General features: G+C 42.2%; 21 protein-coding genes. 12 read left to right on the top strand and 9 right to left on the bottom strand.

Translation table 11 applies throughout. From position 1 onward, the window contains the following. Nucleotides 1-365 precede the first annotated feature (365 nt). A complete protein-coding gene (locus ACGTNI_RS19005) occupies nucleotides 366-1,022 on the bottom strand; it encodes an SIMPL domain-containing protein (RefSeq protein WP_394464133.1) in 657 nt (218 codons plus the stop codon). 167 nt (nucleotides 1,023-1,189) lie between these two features. On the opposite strand from ACGTNI_RS19005, the gene ACGTNI_RS19000 reads away from it, so the two are divergent. Continuing rightward, nucleotides 1,190-1,396 (top strand): hypothetical protein, encoded by a 207-nt coding sequence (locus ACGTNI_RS19000; protein ID WP_085505056.1) that lies wholly within the window; start codon nucleotides 1,190-1,192, stop codon nucleotides 1,394-1,396. Between the two features lie 10 nt (nucleotides 1,397-1,406). Continuing rightward, nucleotides 1,407-1,667, top strand: a complete 261-nt coding sequence (locus ACGTNI_RS18995) for a DUF2164 domain-containing protein (protein ID WP_394464132.1) — start codon at nucleotides 1,407-1,409, stop codon at nucleotides 1,665-1,667. Between the two features lie 70 nt (nucleotides 1,668-1,737). On the opposite strand, the gene ACGTNI_RS18990 is transcribed toward ACGTNI_RS18995, so the two are convergent. Together ACGTNI_RS18990 and ACGTNI_RS18985 are read right to left on the bottom strand one after the other, a co-directional pair. Beyond that, on the bottom strand, nucleotides 1,738-2,409 hold the full coding sequence (locus ACGTNI_RS18990) for a VOC family protein (RefSeq protein ID WP_394464131.1): 672 nt from the start codon (nucleotides 2,407-2,409) through the stop codon (nucleotides 1,738-1,740). A 12-nt stretch (nucleotides 2,410-2,421) separates the two neighbouring features. Then, the gene (locus ACGTNI_RS18985) at nucleotides 2,422-3,417 is read right to left on the bottom strand and encodes an LLM class flavin-dependent oxidoreductase (RefSeq protein WP_394464130.1); all 996 of its coding nucleotides are present in this window, start codon (nucleotides 3,415-3,417) and stop codon (nucleotides 2,422-2,424) included. A 143-nt stretch (nucleotides 3,418-3,560) separates the two neighbouring features. On the opposite strand from ACGTNI_RS18985, the gene ACGTNI_RS18980 reads away from it, so the two are divergent. Further along, nucleotides 3,561-3,887, top strand: coding sequence for a thioredoxin family protein (locus ACGTNI_RS18980; RefSeq protein ID WP_394464129.1), 327 nt, complete (start codon nucleotides 3,561-3,563; stop codon nucleotides 3,885-3,887). A 59-nt stretch (nucleotides 3,888-3,946) separates the two neighbouring features. Here ACGTNI_RS18980 and ACGTNI_RS18975 read toward each other — a convergent pair whose 3' ends face one another. The 3 genes from ACGTNI_RS18975 to ACGTNI_RS18965 all read right to left on the bottom strand — a co-directional run bounded on the left by ACGTNI_RS18975 (nucleotide 3,947) and on the right by ACGTNI_RS18965 (nucleotide 7,158). Continuing rightward, entirely contained in the window at nucleotides 3,947-5,203 is a 1,257-nt protein-coding gene (locus ACGTNI_RS18975) for an efflux RND transporter periplasmic adaptor subunit (protein ID WP_394464128.1), read from the bottom strand. 18 nt (nucleotides 5,204-5,221) lie between these two features. Beyond that, complete coding sequence (locus tag ACGTNI_RS18970; RefSeq protein ID WP_394464127.1) at nucleotides 5,222-5,893, bottom strand: hypothetical protein; 672 nt, start codon at nucleotides 5,891-5,893, stop codon at nucleotides 5,222-5,224. Between the two features lie 254 nt (nucleotides 5,894-6,147). Then, nucleotides 6,148-7,158 carry a C40 family peptidase gene (locus ACGTNI_RS18965; RefSeq protein WP_394464134.1) on the bottom strand — a complete coding sequence of 337 codons (1,011 nt, stop codon included), beginning with the start codon at nucleotides 7,156-7,158 and terminating at the stop codon, nucleotides 6,148-6,150. Between the two features lie 386 nt (nucleotides 7,159-7,544). Here ACGTNI_RS18965 and ACGTNI_RS18960 point away from each other — a divergent pair, with 386 nt between their 5' ends. Continuing rightward, entirely contained in the window at nucleotides 7,545-8,435 is an 891-nt protein-coding gene (locus tag ACGTNI_RS18960; RefSeq protein ID WP_394464126.1) for a diacylglycerol/lipid kinase family protein, read from the top strand. A gap of 128 nt (nucleotides 8,436-8,563) precedes the next feature. Here ACGTNI_RS18960 and ACGTNI_RS18955 read toward each other — a convergent pair whose 3' ends face one another. Beyond that, nucleotides 8,564-8,782: a hypothetical protein gene (locus ACGTNI_RS18955; protein WP_139823697.1), complete on the bottom strand. Its 219-nt coding sequence runs from the start codon at nucleotides 8,780-8,782 to the stop codon at nucleotides 8,564-8,566. 140 nt (nucleotides 8,783-8,922) lie between these two features. Here ACGTNI_RS18955 and ACGTNI_RS18950 point away from each other — a divergent pair, with 140 nt between their 5' ends. Beyond that, nucleotides 8,923-9,309 (top strand): VOC family protein, encoded by a 387-nt coding sequence (locus ACGTNI_RS18950; protein ID WP_085505063.1) that lies wholly within the window; start codon nucleotides 8,923-8,925, stop codon nucleotides 9,307-9,309. 16 nt (nucleotides 9,310-9,325) lie between these two features. Beyond that, entirely contained in the window at nucleotides 9,326-9,703 is a 378-nt protein-coding gene (locus ACGTNI_RS18945) for a rhodanese-like domain-containing protein (RefSeq protein ID WP_394464125.1), read from the top strand. A gap of 27 nt (nucleotides 9,704-9,730) precedes the next feature. Here ACGTNI_RS18945 and ACGTNI_RS18940 read toward each other — a convergent pair whose 3' ends face one another. Then, a complete protein-coding gene (locus ACGTNI_RS18940) occupies nucleotides 9,731-10,342 on the bottom strand; it encodes a class I SAM-dependent methyltransferase (RefSeq protein ID WP_085505065.1) in 612 nt (203 codons plus the stop codon). 162 nt (nucleotides 10,343-10,504) lie between these two features. Between ACGTNI_RS18940 and ACGTNI_RS18935 the strand changes: the two genes are divergently transcribed. The 4 genes from ACGTNI_RS18935 (at nucleotide 10,505) to ACGTNI_RS18920 (ending at nucleotide 13,605) form a co-directional block, all read left to right on the top strand. Continuing rightward, a complete protein-coding gene (locus ACGTNI_RS18935; RefSeq protein WP_085505066.1) occupies nucleotides 10,505-10,969 on the top strand; it encodes a MarR family winged helix-turn-helix transcriptional regulator in 465 nt (154 codons plus the stop codon). Nucleotides 10,970-11,035: 66 nt separating this feature from the next. After that, complete coding sequence (locus ACGTNI_RS18930; RefSeq protein WP_254901668.1) at nucleotides 11,036-11,164, top strand: RAxF-45 family protein; 129 nt, start codon at nucleotides 11,036-11,038, stop codon at nucleotides 11,162-11,164. A 93-nt stretch (nucleotides 11,165-11,257) separates the two neighbouring features. Beyond that, the gene (abc-f, locus tag ACGTNI_RS18925) at nucleotides 11,258-13,099 is read left to right on the top strand and encodes a ribosomal protection-like ABC-F family protein (RefSeq protein WP_394464124.1); all 1,842 of its coding nucleotides are present in this window, start codon (nucleotides 11,258-11,260) and stop codon (nucleotides 13,097-13,099) included. A gap of 92 nt (nucleotides 13,100-13,191) precedes the next feature. Then, nucleotides 13,192-13,605 (top strand): hypothetical protein, encoded by a 414-nt coding sequence (locus ACGTNI_RS18920; RefSeq protein ID WP_085505068.1) that lies wholly within the window; start codon nucleotides 13,192-13,194, stop codon nucleotides 13,603-13,605. A 139-nt stretch (nucleotides 13,606-13,744) separates the two neighbouring features. On the opposite strand, the gene ACGTNI_RS18915 is transcribed toward ACGTNI_RS18920, so the two are convergent. Then, nucleotides 13,745-14,842, bottom strand: coding sequence for an SDR family oxidoreductase (locus tag ACGTNI_RS18915; protein WP_394464123.1), 1,098 nt, complete (start codon nucleotides 14,840-14,842; stop codon nucleotides 13,745-13,747). Nucleotides 14,843-14,968: 126 nt separating this feature from the next. Here ACGTNI_RS18915 and ACGTNI_RS18910 point away from each other — a divergent pair, with 126 nt between their 5' ends. Both ACGTNI_RS18910 and ACGTNI_RS18905 read left to right on the top strand, forming a co-directional pair. After that, nucleotides 14,969-15,604, top strand: a complete 636-nt coding sequence (locus tag ACGTNI_RS18910) for an SDR family oxidoreductase (protein WP_394464122.1) — start codon at nucleotides 14,969-14,971, stop codon at nucleotides 15,602-15,604. A 180-nt stretch (nucleotides 15,605-15,784) separates the two neighbouring features. Then, entirely contained in the window at nucleotides 15,785-16,045 is a 261-nt protein-coding gene (locus ACGTNI_RS18905) for a glutaredoxin family protein (protein WP_085505070.1), read from the top strand. Nucleotides 16,046-16,600 lie beyond the last annotated feature (555 nt).

The following is a 16,600-nucleotide window of genomic DNA, read 5'->3' as shown; positions in this document are numbered from 1 at the left end:
ATTAGAATTCAAGGGGAAGTCCTCCTTTTGATGTTTGTATTTGGGTACAAATGCATCATAACGGAGGGCTTTTTTTCATTCAAGGATCCTTCTACTGAATCCCACAGGAATCTCCCGCGGGAGAAGGAGCCAGGCGAGACCCCACAGGGAGTGAAAACGACCGAGGAGGCTTGCCGGTTCCCCCGCAGGAAAGCGAGTAGTTTCCCAGCCACCCATGACGCTATTATGGTAAAGAACCCTCACTTTCTTGAAAAAGTCTACCACAATTCGGCCCAATTGTGGAATAAGCCTATGATAAAAAATCAACAACAAAGTTTAACAGAGCCTTTACTTAAAACTATTTTTATATGCACATACCAGACTCGTTATTGAAAATAGCGATAGGTGACGAGTACATTGGCTTCAATAGTAAGTTGACCTGGCTGGATAGGCGTCGATTCAGCCTGCAGGGCTGCAGTTTTAAAAAGGGGAGAAGGGCGGCTTGTGCCAGCATTTTCAACAACCGATTGAGGAACAGGGTATAGCGTAGCCTGAAAAGACTTGGCGATCGTTTGTGCTTTTAGTTTGGCTTGCCGTAATGCTTCTTGCAATGCTTGATTATATATCAAGTCTGCATGCTGAAGAGAAAATTCGACTCCGCGGACGATGTTGGCACCGCTCGCTGTAGCCGCATCGATGATCGGCCCGATCATTTCCATATCATAGAGCGTAATATTCAATACGTTCGTCACTTTATAACCGCGAAAAACCTGCTGTCCGTCTTTGAAATCATAGACTGGGTTAATCCGGAACTCTTCTGTTTGAATTTGTTCCTCTGGAATTCCTGCCTGGGTAATGCTGTTGATGATTTGCCGCGTAATGGTGTTGTTTTCTGATTGTGCTTGTTGCAGACTTATATTTTCTGTCTCTACTCCTGTAACAATGATTGCCTGGTCGGGAGCGGCCGTCACCGTCCCAGTACCGGTAACTTTTATGGTCCACGGTTTTTCTTTTGTATTCCTCAGCATAGAGTGATTATACATAAGGAAACACCTCCTATCTAGCCTATGTCTAGACAGGAGCGTTCATGTTTTCATCACGTTTCAAACAATCTGGATCCCAAACGTTTCTTTCTCTTTTAAAGAAATAGCAGGAATAAGCCGAAGGCGGGTCAAATATAGGATAGGGGGAATGAAAGGGGGAGAATTTGGTGGGAATTCATTGGTATGATTGGGTGACGCCAAGCAGCCCTGGAGCTGCGCTGTTTTTTGGTCTTATTTTTACACTTGCTGCAGCTGTTATGATGCGGTGGCATATGAAAAGCTGGAAGTTATTCTTTGTTGCAATAGGGGTAGGTACTTTCATTTCTTTAGTGATGGTAGGCGGTCTGTACTGGATTGTCGGGTTCTATAGTTAGGAGAGGAATTATGAATATGGTAAAAAAGATTACAAAGGATGAGCGTGAACAAATTGTTACTTCCATTCAGGAATACTTTGAAGTGGAACGAGGGGAGCAGATTGGCAGCATTGCGGCAGAGCAGCTACTAGACTTTTTCATGAAAGAGCTGGGACCCTTTATATATAATCAAGGGATCCGTGATGCGAAAGGAATTGTAGAAGAAAAAGTAATGAACTTAGAAGAAGATATTCTGTCACTCGAACGACCTGTTGGACGGAAACTCTATTGACAAAAAGGCCTGCCCCATCAAAGTCTTTCAAAGACTTTGATGGGGCAGGCCCTTCGTTATTAGGTCCTATTCACAGAATAATATCCTCAAGCTTTACCCGAAGGTCGCTTTCTTCTTTTGCTATCAGGGAACCATTTTCTAATGACCACGTACAATGCGTCGAGTTTTCATGTTCGGGAGATTCCATGTGGTAGATTTTCTCAAAAAGCCGCCTGGTGTTAGGAAAGTTTCCCAGCCCCACTTCTATGGAAGTGAAGGAGGTATTGGAAATCAAGTGACTATCATCGGGGCGATTATTCCCCTCCCATTCGATTAAGAAAGGCAGCGAATGACCTTGAATGTCCGGAAAAAGCATCCGCCATTGTAACAAGGTACCATCCGTCTTCTTTCTGCTTCCTGGGAAGGGCCCTTTGTATGGGATACCTTCTTTATCCCAGTAATCGAGGAACTGGTCCATGTCGTTCGTGCGTAAAGCAAACTGGATTGGTCCTTTCTGATTGACGGATAACGAGTGAACAAGCTGTTTGATGAGCGGATTATCCGATTTGCGGGCTGTCTCTTTGTCTTCAATCCCGATCCATTCAAGGTAACTATGATTCTTCAGATGTGCTAAGTAATTATAAGTACCCCACGTTTCGTGACGGCCGCCCCGGAACCCCCGTATGCCATATTTCTCTTCAAAATGATTTTGTTCTTCCTCTGGCTGGTCAGCTGCAATGACAAGATGATCAAAAGCAAGCATCGAATACCTCCTTTAATCCGAAAGTTGAAAGGCTTCCGCTATTAATTGATAAGAACGCAGACGTTCTTCAAAAGGATAAACAATTGTATTAATAATAATTTCATTCACCCCGTATCCTTCTGCTAATGCCTCTAATTCGTTTTTCACCTGCGAAGGATCGCCGACTACCATCCGCTTTCGGTTTTCTTGAATACGTTCTTTTTCAAACAAAGTATAGGGATATTTTGTTGCTTCTTCAGGGCTGGGAAAATGATCCCTTTGTCCGCCTTGCTCTATTTTCAATATTGCCAAGTCCAGACTGGAAGCGAGGTATTCCGCCTTTTCTTTTGATTCAGCGCAAATAGCAAAGACGGATACATTGCCATTTGGAACGGTTTGTTGGCGGGAAGGTGCAAAATGGTCATAGTAACGTTTCATTGCTCTGGTGCCACCATAACCATTGATAAAATGAGCGAAAGAATAGGAAGTACCCAATTCAGATGACAGACGGGCACTAGTGCCGCTGGAGCCCAGCATCCATATGTCGGGTGCCGTTTGACCGACAGGGGTAGCATAGACGTCCATTTCATACGGATCACTCCCCTGGAGGTAAGCCATCAACTCCCGCACTTGTCGTGGATAGTGGTCAATGGAGGGATGTTTCCCATTATTCAAAGCAAGGTTTACGTTGGGCAAGCCACCGGGAGCTCGTCCCACACCTAAATCGATGCGGTTGGGGTGAAGGGTCTCCAGAACCCGGAAACTTTCCGCTACTTTATAGGCGCTGTAGTGTGGAAGAAGGATACCACCTGTTCCGACTTTGATATGTTCCGTATTGGCGGCCAGATGTGCGACAAGGATCTCGGGGGCGGAGCCTGCAAGACTTTTTGTGCTATGATGTTCAGAAACCCAGAAACGGTGATAGCCAAGTCTGTCTGTTGATTGTGCTAATTCGGTGGTTTGTTTCAAAGCTTGAGAGGGAGTATGGTTTATTAAAATGGGTGATTGATCTAACACGCTCAGTTTCATGGCTTTCTCCTTTCTGCTACACGTTTATCCTGCCATTACTTCTGAACGGTTGCAACTTATCCGCATAGGGAAAGCAGGCATAGATGCAGGTGGATTGTGGAAAATAGTATATATTAAATTGAAAATGGGAAAGGAGTGAGACGTTGGAACGCTTTTATGAAATAGAGGGACTTAAAGAACAAATTGCAGAAAGTCAGCTGGCATTATTATATATTTCCGGTGCGAACTGCTCTGTTTGTCATTCACTATTGCCTCAGGTTGAGGATGTCGTAAAGGAATACCCCGAACTGGATGCTTACCAGATTGAAGTGGAAGATGCTCCTGCTGTAGCTGGGGAATACACGATATTTACGGTGCCAGTCGTCATTATTTTTGTCGACGGAAAAGAATATGACCGCAAGGCCAGGTTCGTACCAATAGAAGAGTTGAAGCAACAATTATCGAAGTTAAAATCCTTAATCTTTGAATGAAAGAGCTGTAAGCATAAAATAAGCCGGCGAATGCTGTTATAAGCAATGCCGGCTTGTGATTATCTTGCCATCAGGCCCATAAGGCCATAACTCAACATTGTATCCTTATTAATAGTAAAAGTGTCTTTCAGCCTTAATTCATTGGTTTGAATAGGGGTGAAAAAAGTGGCCCCCCTGCGGAATTGAGCGTGTGGGGTGTGAGCCAGCATTTCACCGGACTCTAAACCTTTCACGACTTCTACCAGACCATCGACCTCAAGAGCAGTTTCAACAGGGCGGTGTTCTAATTTCCCGCTCTCATCCATTACCCAGGCAAACAAGTTTTCTTCCGTAGATAAAAGAGGAGCAAAGGCTGTTACCGCTCCATCTGCCCGGTCGGTAATGATCGATACGGCTGCATGGTATCCAGGCAGGATATCAGCAAGGTCTTCTTCGATTGAAACTTCAAAAGGGTATTCGCTGGTTTCTTTGACAGAGATTTTATCAGGGAATGTTTGTACAGATGAGACAGTTCCTGTAATCGATAAATCCTCCTGGTCAGGAATTGTAATTTTCACTTCCATTCCTTCTTCCACACGTTTACGTTCGGCTTCATCCAATTCCCCTTCCGCCTGGAGGGTGGTGGCTTGCAAGGTGATGATAGGGGAATCCAGTCCTTCATTGATATCCGTCACCACGCCATTGAATGGACTTTCGACTGTGATGGTTTGTCCCTCAGTTTCCAGCTCATTCAATTGATTCTCTACCATTTGAAGCATCGCTTCTTTTTGTGCTAACTCCATTTCTTTTTCGGCAATGGTTTGTTCCTTAAGGAATTCTGCTTCAGCATTGGGATCGCTGTCTTCTTCCTCATCTTCTTGAGTGTCAGGAGCGAAAAAGCCATTGGTGCTATTATCACTGTTGGAGTCAGGAATTACATAGCTTTCCATTTCTGCTATATAAGCTTCGATCGCCGTAATTTCCCCTTGTAATGTGGATGCCTCAGCTTCCAGAGAGGATTGTTGTGTTTCATAATCGGTAATTTCATATTCGTAGAGCTCATCACCTTCCCGTACTTCTTCGCCCTCTTCAATCAGGAACTCCTGAAAAGCGCCGCGGGTGTCATCAAAATAAACAGGATTTGTTTCTGTAGCGGTAAAGACACCGTCGGTCGGAAGCGTTTCAAGCAAGTCGTATGTAAAAGCTTCTGACCAGTCATTGATATAAGATTTTTGTTCCACCCTGTCCTCTCTATCAAAGTAGATCAATAAAACATTGGTAAGGATGAAGAGAAGGGCCAGGAAAAAGCTTAAGCGTCGTTTCTTTTTTTTGCGCACGATATTTACACTCCCATCCTATCCATTCAAAATATAGAGCAGCAATAAATCATAATTGGCTAGTGCAGCCGTTCCGGCCCACAAAAGGATATGCCAGCTAATGACTCCAAGCCAAATCCAATGTTTTTTTGTGCTCGAAAGGTACTTCAGTGATTTGACCTGATACCATATAATCCAGATTTGGAAAAGTGATATCGCTCCAAAAAAATAAATGATCCATTCGATATCAGTAATGTAGGCGGCGGCCACTCCAAAGGAGAATGGAGAAACATACCAGTCGATTCCTGCATATACCATTAACGGAATCCAGGTGATTCTTTCCAACAGCATTACCAGTAACACATTCATTTGAATGATAATCAGTTTGCGATACCGCACATCATAGAATAACCACCAGAAGAGAGAGGATACGAAAAGAATGAATGCCGTAAATAAAATAGCATAGGCAACTCTTCCGATAAGGAACCATAATTTACGCATTTCGTATTCTGTATGGGTGAATTCTGTAGCATTAACGGATATCGGATCAGTACCGAGCCCAATCCAGCTGGTCCATATGTACGTAAGAATCGACACAACAAACAGTAAAAATAATAACTTCCAAAAGTTGAATAACTTCTCAGCGCGGTGCAGCTTAAATAGATGATCTTCCTGCCGAAAAAGCAGTTTCAATAGATTGATAGCATACATGATGGAATTCCTTCCCTTTAAGTCAGTAGGTCTGAATATTTTTTGTAAATATTAGTACCGCTCATTAATTGCTCTAAAATTGTGTTATCTTTTATTCTAGCTGAATTTCGACATACTTTCTATAAATATCCAAAATTTGTGGAAATCTGTTAGATTATATATCACTTAAAAAAAACCACGTATTTTTTAAAAAATACGTGGTTTTTGGTTTAATGCTCCCATGATAAGGGTATCGCATTTATAACTTTATATTATTAGTAAGATTTAGCTCCTAGATAACGTGTCTTCCAGTAGGAAATATTCATATCAGAGATGGTTACACCGCTGCTTCCAGCATGGATGAATTGTCCATTTCCAAGGTAGATCCCTGCATGGGAAGGTCCGGCTTTATAAGTTTCAAAGAATACTAGGTCACCTACAGAAGGACTGCTTACAGATTTACCAACACTATGGATTTGAGCTACTGTTCTTGGCAGGTTAGTACCATTTTTAGCAAATACATAGTTCAAATACCCACTGCAGTCGAAACCGCTTGGAGAAGTACCACCCCATACATATGGTGTGCCCATATATTGCTTAGCAGTAGAAATCAAACCGGAAGTGTTTGAGCTAGTGCTTGTTTGTGTTGCGCTGCTGCTGCTTGAACTGCTTGTAGATGTTTGGGTCGGTGTTGAACTGGATCCATTGATGCTCAATTTTTGACCGACATGGATGACTGTGCTGTTCAAGTTGTTCCACTTCATGATGTCACGGTAGCTGACGCCATATTGAGAAGCGATCTTAGATAGATAGTCACCAGATTTAACTGTGTAAGTTGAACTGCTGCTGGATGTGTTTGAAGATGAAGAAGCCGTGCTGGTAGTCTGGCTGGATGATGTTCCTTCAAGCTTCAATGTTTGCCCAACATAGATAATGTGGCTTGAGATGTTGTTCCACTTCATAATATCCCTGTAATTAACCCCGAACTTTGCCCCAATTTTAGAAAGCGTATCTCCAGACTTGACCGTATATGTAGTCGCATTGGAAGAAGAGCTGCTTGAACTGCTAGAGCTGGAACTCTCAGAAACTTTCAATGTTTGTCCAGGATAAATAATGTCGGAAGAAAGTCCGTTCAGTTGTTTGATTTTATATATAGAAACACCATATTGTTGTGAAAACTTCCATAATGAATCTCCAGATTGAACTGTCACACTTTCTGCACCAGCGACTCCTGCGCCAATTGTAAGTGCACCCACAAAGCTAGTAGTAACGATTGCCTTCTTAATCAAGTTGTTTTTCATTTGTACCTCCAAAGGTTAGTTAGTTTCTAGCAAATTTTGCTAAACTCATAGTACCATAAACTTCCTCTATTAGAACATTACAGTATAATTACAATATGATTACAAAGGTCATAAATGAAATGTGAAGTGGGTATATTATAATTTGAGACTCTAGTTTATTACATAATAAGCAAGGCGTCACAAGCTGTCATAGCTCGTGGCGCCTTGTATTTGTTTTTGACAAAGTTCTTTATTATAAGTCATTCCCTGCATCTCTACTATAACTACCTGTTCGTAAACGGCTGTTGATGTTGGATAGTTTCGAATTAGGAGCAGAAGGTAATCATATAATCAAAGCCAGTATAATGAGACTAGAGAAACGAGGGTGACCGATGCCTGGATATAAGAGAGCACTATTTTTATATAATGGTAATGCCGGAAATGACAATATGGAACAGAAACTATCTCAGACGCTGCCTGTACTTGCTAAGGACATAAAAGAATTGATTGTATTAGGAACCTACTCAATCGAAGAAGCGCAGGAAGCCTGCCTTGAGTATGGGGAAGGGATTGATCTCCTGGTTATTTTAGGGGGAGACGGTACGGTGCACGCCTGTATCAATACCATCTCCAAATTAAATAGACGCCCGGTGATTGGAATTCTTCCTGGAGGCACAAGCAATGATTTCAGCAGAACATTAGAGATGCCCCAAAATTTAAATCAGGCAGCGGAGGCTTTAATGAACGGAAGGGAAAAACCTGTGGATGTAGGAAAGCTGGAAGAATGCTATTTCCTCAACTTCTGGGGGATAGGACTGGTAACAGAAACATCTTTTAATATTGATAAAGACCAAAAAAGCCGGCTGGGTGTGTTAAGTTACTTTATTAGTGCTTTAAAGACAATCAACCAGGCGGACCCGTTTACTTTCCAAATGACAATTGACGGGAAAGTTGTAGAAGAGGAAGCTATCATGGTTTTAGTGATGAACGGAAAGTTTTTAGGTACGAGACAGATACCAATCGAATCGATAGACCCGGGTGATGGTTTACTTGATGTTCTGGTTATCAAAAATTCAAACCTGACCTTGTTTAAAGAGTTGATGAATCTAGATCAGCCTTGGGCTGAGACGGAAAGCTTCCAGGAGTTATCGTATACAAGAGGAGAAAAGATAGAAGTAACCACCTCCCCGCCACAGCAAGTGGATATGGATGGAGAAATCAATTACGAGACCCCGTCTACGATTGAAGTGATTCCTAACCATCTCACATTTTTACATGCATAAATGATAACCGCACGATTGATTCGTGCGGTTTTTTTAGCTAGAAAGTGGGTCTCATCCAGTTCCGACGCACAGGACGTGCCGTTTTTAGTCGAACGTCATTACTAGCAAGGCGCTTGCGCTTTTGTTATTTAGAAAAAGGTGTTTACAGGTCGATCTTCCTCATCTTCCTCATCATCGTCTGCAGCTTTGTTGATGGCGTCGGCAGTCTTATCTACGGTGTTCATAGCGGCACTTTCGACAGCTTCTGTCGCTCCCTGAACTGCATCAAATGCGGCATCAGCGCCATCCTTGATCGTTTTGGCTGCTCTTGTGACATTCTGTTGGACCTGATTTCTCTTCTTGACCATTTTTATCCACCTCCTGACATAAGATTAGTTTGTATTTCATCAGAATGGTTATGCGTATATGGAAAAATAAAAAACGTAATGGGAAGGATTTTCTTAACTTATGAGGAAACAGAAGTAGAAAGATAAAGGAGGTAATATTCATGAGTGAAAGTGGCTTCGGAGCGAAAGTCCATGCGGTTTTCGTACATACACAGGATTTGAAGAAATCAGCAGCGTGGTATAGTGACCTGTTGGGACTTCCGTTCTATGAAGAAAAGGTAGAGTCTCCAGTTTACAATATGCCGGTTACTGGGGAAACTTATATGACGCTGGATGATCATGCATTTGATCCGGATTATCAGTTTGAACCAGTACGCACCCCTGTATTCAACTTTTGTTCAGCAGACCTTGCAAAAAGCTATCAGTGGGTGAAAGAAAAAGGTATAATGATTGTGCGTGACATAGAGGAGCATGGGGACTTCGGCTGGTTCCATATCGAAGATCCTGATAAAAATGTGGTCATGATCTGTGGCACCGTTCAAACATGATAAAGAGGAGACAGCTATGAAAAAACTTGGTGTTTTATCTTTTATTCTGTTGACTTTCCTGCTTGCAGCCTGCCAGCAGGAAACGCAGGGGAGTTCAGAGATTTCAGCTAAGGAACTGGAGAGCCGGTTAGGAGATGCTAAAATACTTGATGTCCGTACAATGGCTGAATATGATTCTGGCCATGTACCAGGTGCTGAGTTGCTGCCGCTGCAGGAAATTGAGGCGAACCCATCTTCCTATGAATCATTGGCTCGTACGGAGACTTATTATATTATCTGCCAAAGCGGGAACCGTTCCTCGCAGGCAGTTGCGTTATTAGAGGAACAAGGTTTTGAAAATCTTGTGAATGTTACAGGCGGTATGAATGAGTGGCAAGGGGAAATAGAAAAATAAGAGGAGCTCTCTTGCTGAGAACTCCTCTTATTTATGTGAGACGGCAATTCCAAGGGGGTAGTGAACTGTATCCCGTGGAGGCTCAATTAAAACCCCTTTTTGGTAAAAGAATTCTTTCGACCTATAATCAGTAAATAAGTCCTTGAATTCTTCTGGGGTCAATTGATGGATATGGAAGGGAGAACTGCTTGGCTTGCCTCTTCCCTGGCCGAAAGGGGTGGAAACCACCAAAGTTCCGCCTTCCTTCAGCAAGTTATAGTAATTGGCTAACAGTTGTTCCTCATTCTCGATATGTTCATATGTTTCAAAGCTTAAGATTGTATCAAATGTTCCTAGTTTTTCGGGAAGTTCCGGATCGACAGCATCCATAACCTGATAAGTCGTCTTAGGGTGATAATAAGTTGCTTTGGCATAATCGATGATATCCGGATCAATATCCACGCCGATTACTTCATCGACTTCCTTTTTTCGTTCTTTTGCTACCATATGTGTGCCGTAACCTGCTCCGCAAGATATATCCAATACCCTGCCTTTTGCGTATGGCATGGCAAACTGATAACGTGCCATATGTTCGAGCAGCATACGGTTAGATGGTTTCATATACTCTGGAATCACTCGTTCGCCGGTATCTTCAACCACTTTCTTTTCACCGCTTTCTAGAATTGTAAGAATGAGAGATTGCTCTCTTAGAATTATGCCATAAAAGGCTTTTATTAACCACTACACTATCGATTTGACAGGCATTCGCACGGGATTTATAATTATTTTAAATTCGAGATATTAACGAGAGGAAGAAACTTTATGGACGAAAAAGCGCAATACCGACAGAAAAAAGAGGATCCTTCCTTAAAACTATTCGTCGTATTATCAAAAGCAGAACGATCGGTTGAAGATCTTGTAAAAAAAGATATCCAGCGTTATGGGCTTAACGCTACGGAATTCGGTGTATTAGAACTATTATATCATCAAGGTGAACAGCCGCTGCAAAAGATCGGAGAAAAGATATTATTGGCCAGTGGAAGTATCACTTATGTCGTGGATAAGTTAGAAAAGAAGGCGTATTTAGAAAGAATTCCGTGTCCTAACGATCGCCGCATCACTTACGCTGCAATTACTCCGAAAGGGGAAAAAATGTTAAATGACATCTTTCCCGATCATTGGAAACAAATTGAGCAAATCACGGACGGATTGACAGAAGAAGAGAAACTGCAGGCAATTGAGCTGCTGAAAAAACTTGGGAAGCACGCCGATCAATTGAAGGGCTAGATTCTTTCAGAAAATTAAGATATAATATTAGTAATTTAAAATCCTGAAGGCGAAGGAGGTATGACGATGCTATACACTCAGAAGTGTGTGATTGATCGTGAATTGCTTTACATCAATCGTGCGCTTTTTCATGATTCAGCTGTCTACGGGACAAGTGTGCCCTTTTTTAGACAGTTGAATATTGAACATGTATAGCGTCTCATATCTGACAGATGAATAAAGAAACCTTATCTGGAAAAGTCAGAGGTCTGGGGACCTTTGGCTTTTTTTGTCTTTAGGAGGAAAAAAATGATTATTACACTAAAAGATATCAAGAAAATTGTCGGTGGCAGCATCTTGTTTGAGGAGCTTTCTTTCGAGTTAAATGAATATGAAAAAGTAGGGTTGGTCGGCCGCAATGGCAGTGGAAAATCAACTTTGTTCAAACTTATTACAGCCGAAGAACCAATAGATAGCGGGAATTTATTTATCCGTAAAGGTACGACCATGGGTTATTTACAACAAATACCTGAGGAATGGCAAGGTTCGGGTAGACAATTTTTAGAATCAAGCTTTGATTCTTTATTAGACATTGCCGACGAAATGAATGCGTTAGAAGCCCAAATGCAAAAAGCGGAGGATATGAATCGTGCCTTGGAAAGGTATGGGCAGCTTCAAGAGGAATTCGCCCGAAGAGGCGGTTATGAAATGGAAGCGACGATAAATAAAGTGGCGACTGGATTAGGTATAGAAATGTTATTGGACCAGAGTTTTGCCCAGTTAAGCGGAGGAGAACAGACTAAGTTAGGACTGGCAAAATTATTGATAACAGCACCTGATGTACTGCTTCTGGATGAACCGACCAATCATCTTGACCTTCTGGCGATTGAATGGCTGGAAAGTTATTTGAAGCAATATGATGGAGCTGTCTGTATCATTTCCCATGACCGTGAGTTTTTAGATCAAACTGTACAGGCAATTGCTAATCTCGAAGCGGGTGAGATTACCAGATATTCAGGAAACCACTCTGCATTTGAGCGGCAAAAAGAAGAGAAACTGCTGGCGGAGTTTCATCAGTACCAGGAGCAGCAGAAAAAAATCAAAAAAATGAAAGAAGCCATCAGGAGGCTGAGACAGTGGGCAAATGAAGCCACCCCCCCGAATCCAAAGCTTTTTAAAAAGGCGAAGAGCATGGAAAAAGCTTTGGAACGAATGGAAAAAAAGAAGAAGCCGCTGATTGATCCAAAAAAGATGAACCTTTCCTTAACAGCAGACGGGCGGAGCGGTACGGATGTCTTTCGAATAGAAAATGTACGTAAAAGCTTTGAAGGACGTGAAATTTTGAATGGGGTAGATCTTCATCTTCGGTATCAGGACCGACTGGCTATTGTCGGCGCGAATGGCAATGGCAAATCGACGTTGATTAAACTGCTGTTAGGTCTGGAGGAAGCTGATAGCGGACTGATTCAAGGTGGAAGTTCACTGAAGATTGGATATCTGCAGCAACATCCTCTTCAGGACGTGCCGCCAGATATGCGAGTGATTGATTATTTCCGAAACGAAGTTATTGTAACCGAAGGGGAGGCTAGACAAATCCTTGCGAAGTTCATGTTTTATGGGTATACCGTCTTTAACAAAGTGAAACAGTTAAGTGGCGGAGAGCGGATGCGTCTGAAACTTGCTGTTTTTATGCACCAGGGTATTAACCTTTTATTGCTGGATGAGCCGACAAACCACTTGGATGTCGATTCTCAAGAAGTGCTGGAAGAAGCCTTGATTGAGTTCTCTGGCACGGTACTCGGTGTCTCTCATGACAGATACTTCCTTAACCAATGCTTCTCTGAGACTGCCTACTTACTGGATGGACGCCTATACCGGTATCCTGGTAACTATCAAGAAACACAACAAAAGTGGAAAGAGCTGCAGGCGGCCGAGGAGGAAGTCTGCGAAAAGTCTCCTAGTATCAGAAAGGTGCAAAAGAAAAAAGCAAAAGATTATGAGCAGCTGATTCTGCTGGAAGAAGCAAATCTGCAGAAGCTGGAACAGCGGATATTGGAAAATCACGAACAGCAGGAAGGGGATCGTCTGAATAAACAAAAAGAGCGCCTGGAAGCAAAGATCACTGCACTTTATGATCAATGGATGGTTTAAAAAGTGACAGACCTGTGACAAACATCATAGTTAGACTTTCAAAAAGAATTTACTATATAAATAGTGAAATCTTTTGAAAGGGAGAGGATAGCATGGTCGATATGAATTTAACACCTCTTGTATTATGGATGATCTTTCCTTATGTTTCTGTTGCGGTATTTCTGATGGGGATGATATGGAAATATGAAGAAGGTGCCAAAAAGAAGCAGGTACATTTGATGTATCATGCCGCTATGATATCCCTGTTGATCATGAACGCCATTCTCCTGGCCGGCCTTTTTTTCAGCGAAGGCATTCAATGGATCGGATGGTATCGAGATTTTCTATTGTTTCAGCCTGACACCAATGCGATTATGCCAGGCACTGTGATTTTACGGCTTCAGGTAGCGATGTTTTTCCTATCCCTGGTAATGCTCCCTTTTTCCATCTATATGCCTTCGTTGGCTTCCCCCTTCAAGCAACTTCGAAAGGTAAGGAGAAGGTTCGGAGAGGTTGTAACAGACTAGCACGTTTGGAGAAAGATAACAGAAGTCCTCTTCCATAAACATATAATAAATCCCTAAGAGCAGGTTAGGCACCCTGTCGCTCTTGGGGATTTTTTTTATTTTTTATGAAAGAAAACAATATGGGCAGTGCAGCTTTAACTCAATGAATCGTTACTTGTTTATCAGGATTTTTACGGTTGGCTTTGTAATATTGGACTAGCTGTTCTTTAATACTGGCAAAGTCAGGGCATACATAAGGTGTGTCTGCCAGATCCTTTTCAGCTTGTGAAGCATCATAGTGACTGTCACAGGTGAAATAGTCTAAGGCTTCCCTTGGCATACCCAGCCATTTACGAATCAGTGGGAGCTTCAAAGAATTCCCGGCCCAGCCAAGAGGTACAGTAAAGCTTGGTTCCTTGGAAAGGTAAGATTGGGCAAGCAGCTTATATATATCTTTGGCAGTCAGTGGAGCGGGGTCGGTAAGATGGTATATTTTCCCCCTGCCGACTTGGTGATGGCTGAGATGAATAGTGGCTTGGACGACATAGTCCCATGGGACAAGATTGACTTCCACCTTACCTTCGCCAAAATAAGGGAGAAGGGGAGCGTAGCTCATATGCGCCAGCATATTAAGAATAAAATAAGGACCGTCGAATTTGGAGGTGGTGCCATGTTTGGAATCGCCAACTACGATGCCAGGACGAATGATGGTCGTCGGTACCTCATCTTTGATCTCATGCACCAATTTTTCTGCTTCATATTTCGTATATTCATAATGGTTTTTAAACCCGGCATTATGTTCCAGTTCGTTTTCAAAAATCGTGCCAGAACGCTTACCTGAAACATAGGCTGTGCTGAAGTAAACGTATCGCTCCAGACTTTTCAACTGCTTTACCCATTCATTGACATGCCTTGTCCCATTGACATTCACCTGCCAGGCAGGGGTTAAAGGAACGGATAAATCATAGATGGCAGCCAGGTGAAAGAAATGGGTAATATCATTCATCCATGTATTTGATAGGGGATGGTCGATGCCGAGCCCAGGTTTAGTAATATCCCCTTCCATTACCTTCACTTGGTCTTCAGACAGATAGCTCCCTTTTATGATTTCTTTAATTGAAGTTTCTGCCTGGTTTTTCGTTTGTTTCAACGTTAACAAATAAATTTTGTCTACGGCGTACCCTTGACGAAGGATTTCTTCAATTAAATGTGAAGCGAGGAAACCCGGAAAGCCTGTAAAAAAGTATGTATTTGCCATTCCAAACGCCACCTTCCTTTTTACTTATTCGTTATAATTCGACGGTTTCCCTGAAATTTCCTGTAATTGTTTATAAAAAAATCATCACGGGAATGATGAATAGAGAGCAATTTTAAGGAGGATGATATGGTGCGCGTATTAGTGATTGGAGCCAACGGTAAAGTTGGTAAACTATTGATAAAAAAGCTGAAAGACTCAGAGCATGTGCCTGTAGCAATGGTGAGAGATACGAACCAGGTGCCGCAATTTGAAGAAATGGGTGTAGAAACAGTGTTGGGCGACCTGGAGGGTGACTTCTCTCGTGCCTATTATACAATAGATGCAGTGGTGTTCGCTGCAGGGTCTGGACCAAATACCGGACCGGAAAAAACAGTAGTGATCGACCAGGAGGGAGCTATCAAGTCCGTTGAGCTTGCTAAGCGTTTCGGTGTTCAACGTTATGTCATGTTAAGTTCTATGGGAGCAGATACTCCAGGAGAAGGCCCGGATGCGATGAAGCACTACTTATATGCTAAACATCGCGCAGACGAATATTTGAAACAGTCAGGGTTAAATTACACGATCGTACGCCCGGGTGGATTAACGAACCACCCCGGTACAGGGAAAATTAAGTTTGCAGAAAAATTAAATGAGTTTGGCAGTATTTCCCGGGAAGATGTAGCCGAAACATTAGCATACCTGTTAAGTGTTCCACGAGCGGAACATGGGTCTTTTGAAATTTTAGAAGGAGATACCCAGCTGGAGGAAGTACTGGCATACTAATAAAAAAGCTGTCCTTGTAAAGGGGCAGCTTTTGTCACGGTATGATGACATTCATTATTTTTTTATTAAAATTTCAAGAAAGAGGTTTAGCCCTTTGGAGATCGGGGTAGACATCTTTATATACTACGCACTGAAAGAGATAGTGAGAAGTATTACTCGGATTTATTAGGGGGCACATCGATGACGGAACACGAAGTTGTTGTCTATGTCAGCAATAATTGTGCACATTGTAAAAAAGTAATCGCTAAGTTAAAAGAATGGAATGTAGATTTTAAAGAAAAAAATGTATCAGAAAATAAAAATCATTTTAAAGAATTGCAGCAACAAAAAATATATGGAACTCCCGCCACTTTCATTGACGGCACCAAAGTATTAGGCTTTCAACAAGGGAAGCTGCGAAGGTTGCTTGGAATCTATAATGATTTTTCTTTTAATTCTTAATAGGCGATAATGGAGAATAACTCTTATGAACAAGTGATGCGCTCACTTGTCTTTTTTTTACCTCCTGCCCTATTGATGTTGCATTTAAGCTCGTACTCACGTTCTGGATAAGTTGTTTCCGTTATGGTTGTGAGCGTTAGGAGGTCCGGGAAATCACTCGCTTTCCATGGGCGTACGGTGAGCTTCCTCGGGCTAAAGCCCTGCGGGATCTCACCTAGTCCCTCTCCCGCGGGAGTCTCGCCGTTTCCCTGCCCATCCTTGCCACCTATGTAATAAACGGCCCCTTCGATAGAAAAAGAGTGTAAAACTGAACCCTTCATTCTCACACATTTATAAAGGATGTAAAGGATAACAATGTTTTCTTTCAATTATCAGGGAGCGAATTCTACAATGTAAGATTTCAAAATCTTCCTATGGTAAGATCCGGTGGGGAACGGCGAGACTCCCTCCGGAAATGTTGATACACCAAGGGTTAAAGATCGTTTTAACACTTTTAAAAATTTTTTATACTCCATTTGTTAAACAAGTTATTCCTTTTCTTCAATATTAAGGAAA

This window comes from Thalassobacillus sp. B23F22_16, from assembly GCF_043496955.1.
Lineage (GTDB): Bacteria > Bacillota > Bacilli > Bacillales > Halobacillaceae > Thalassobacillus > Thalassobacillus devorans_A.
This window is presented reverse-complemented; position numbering and strand designations above follow the sequence as displayed.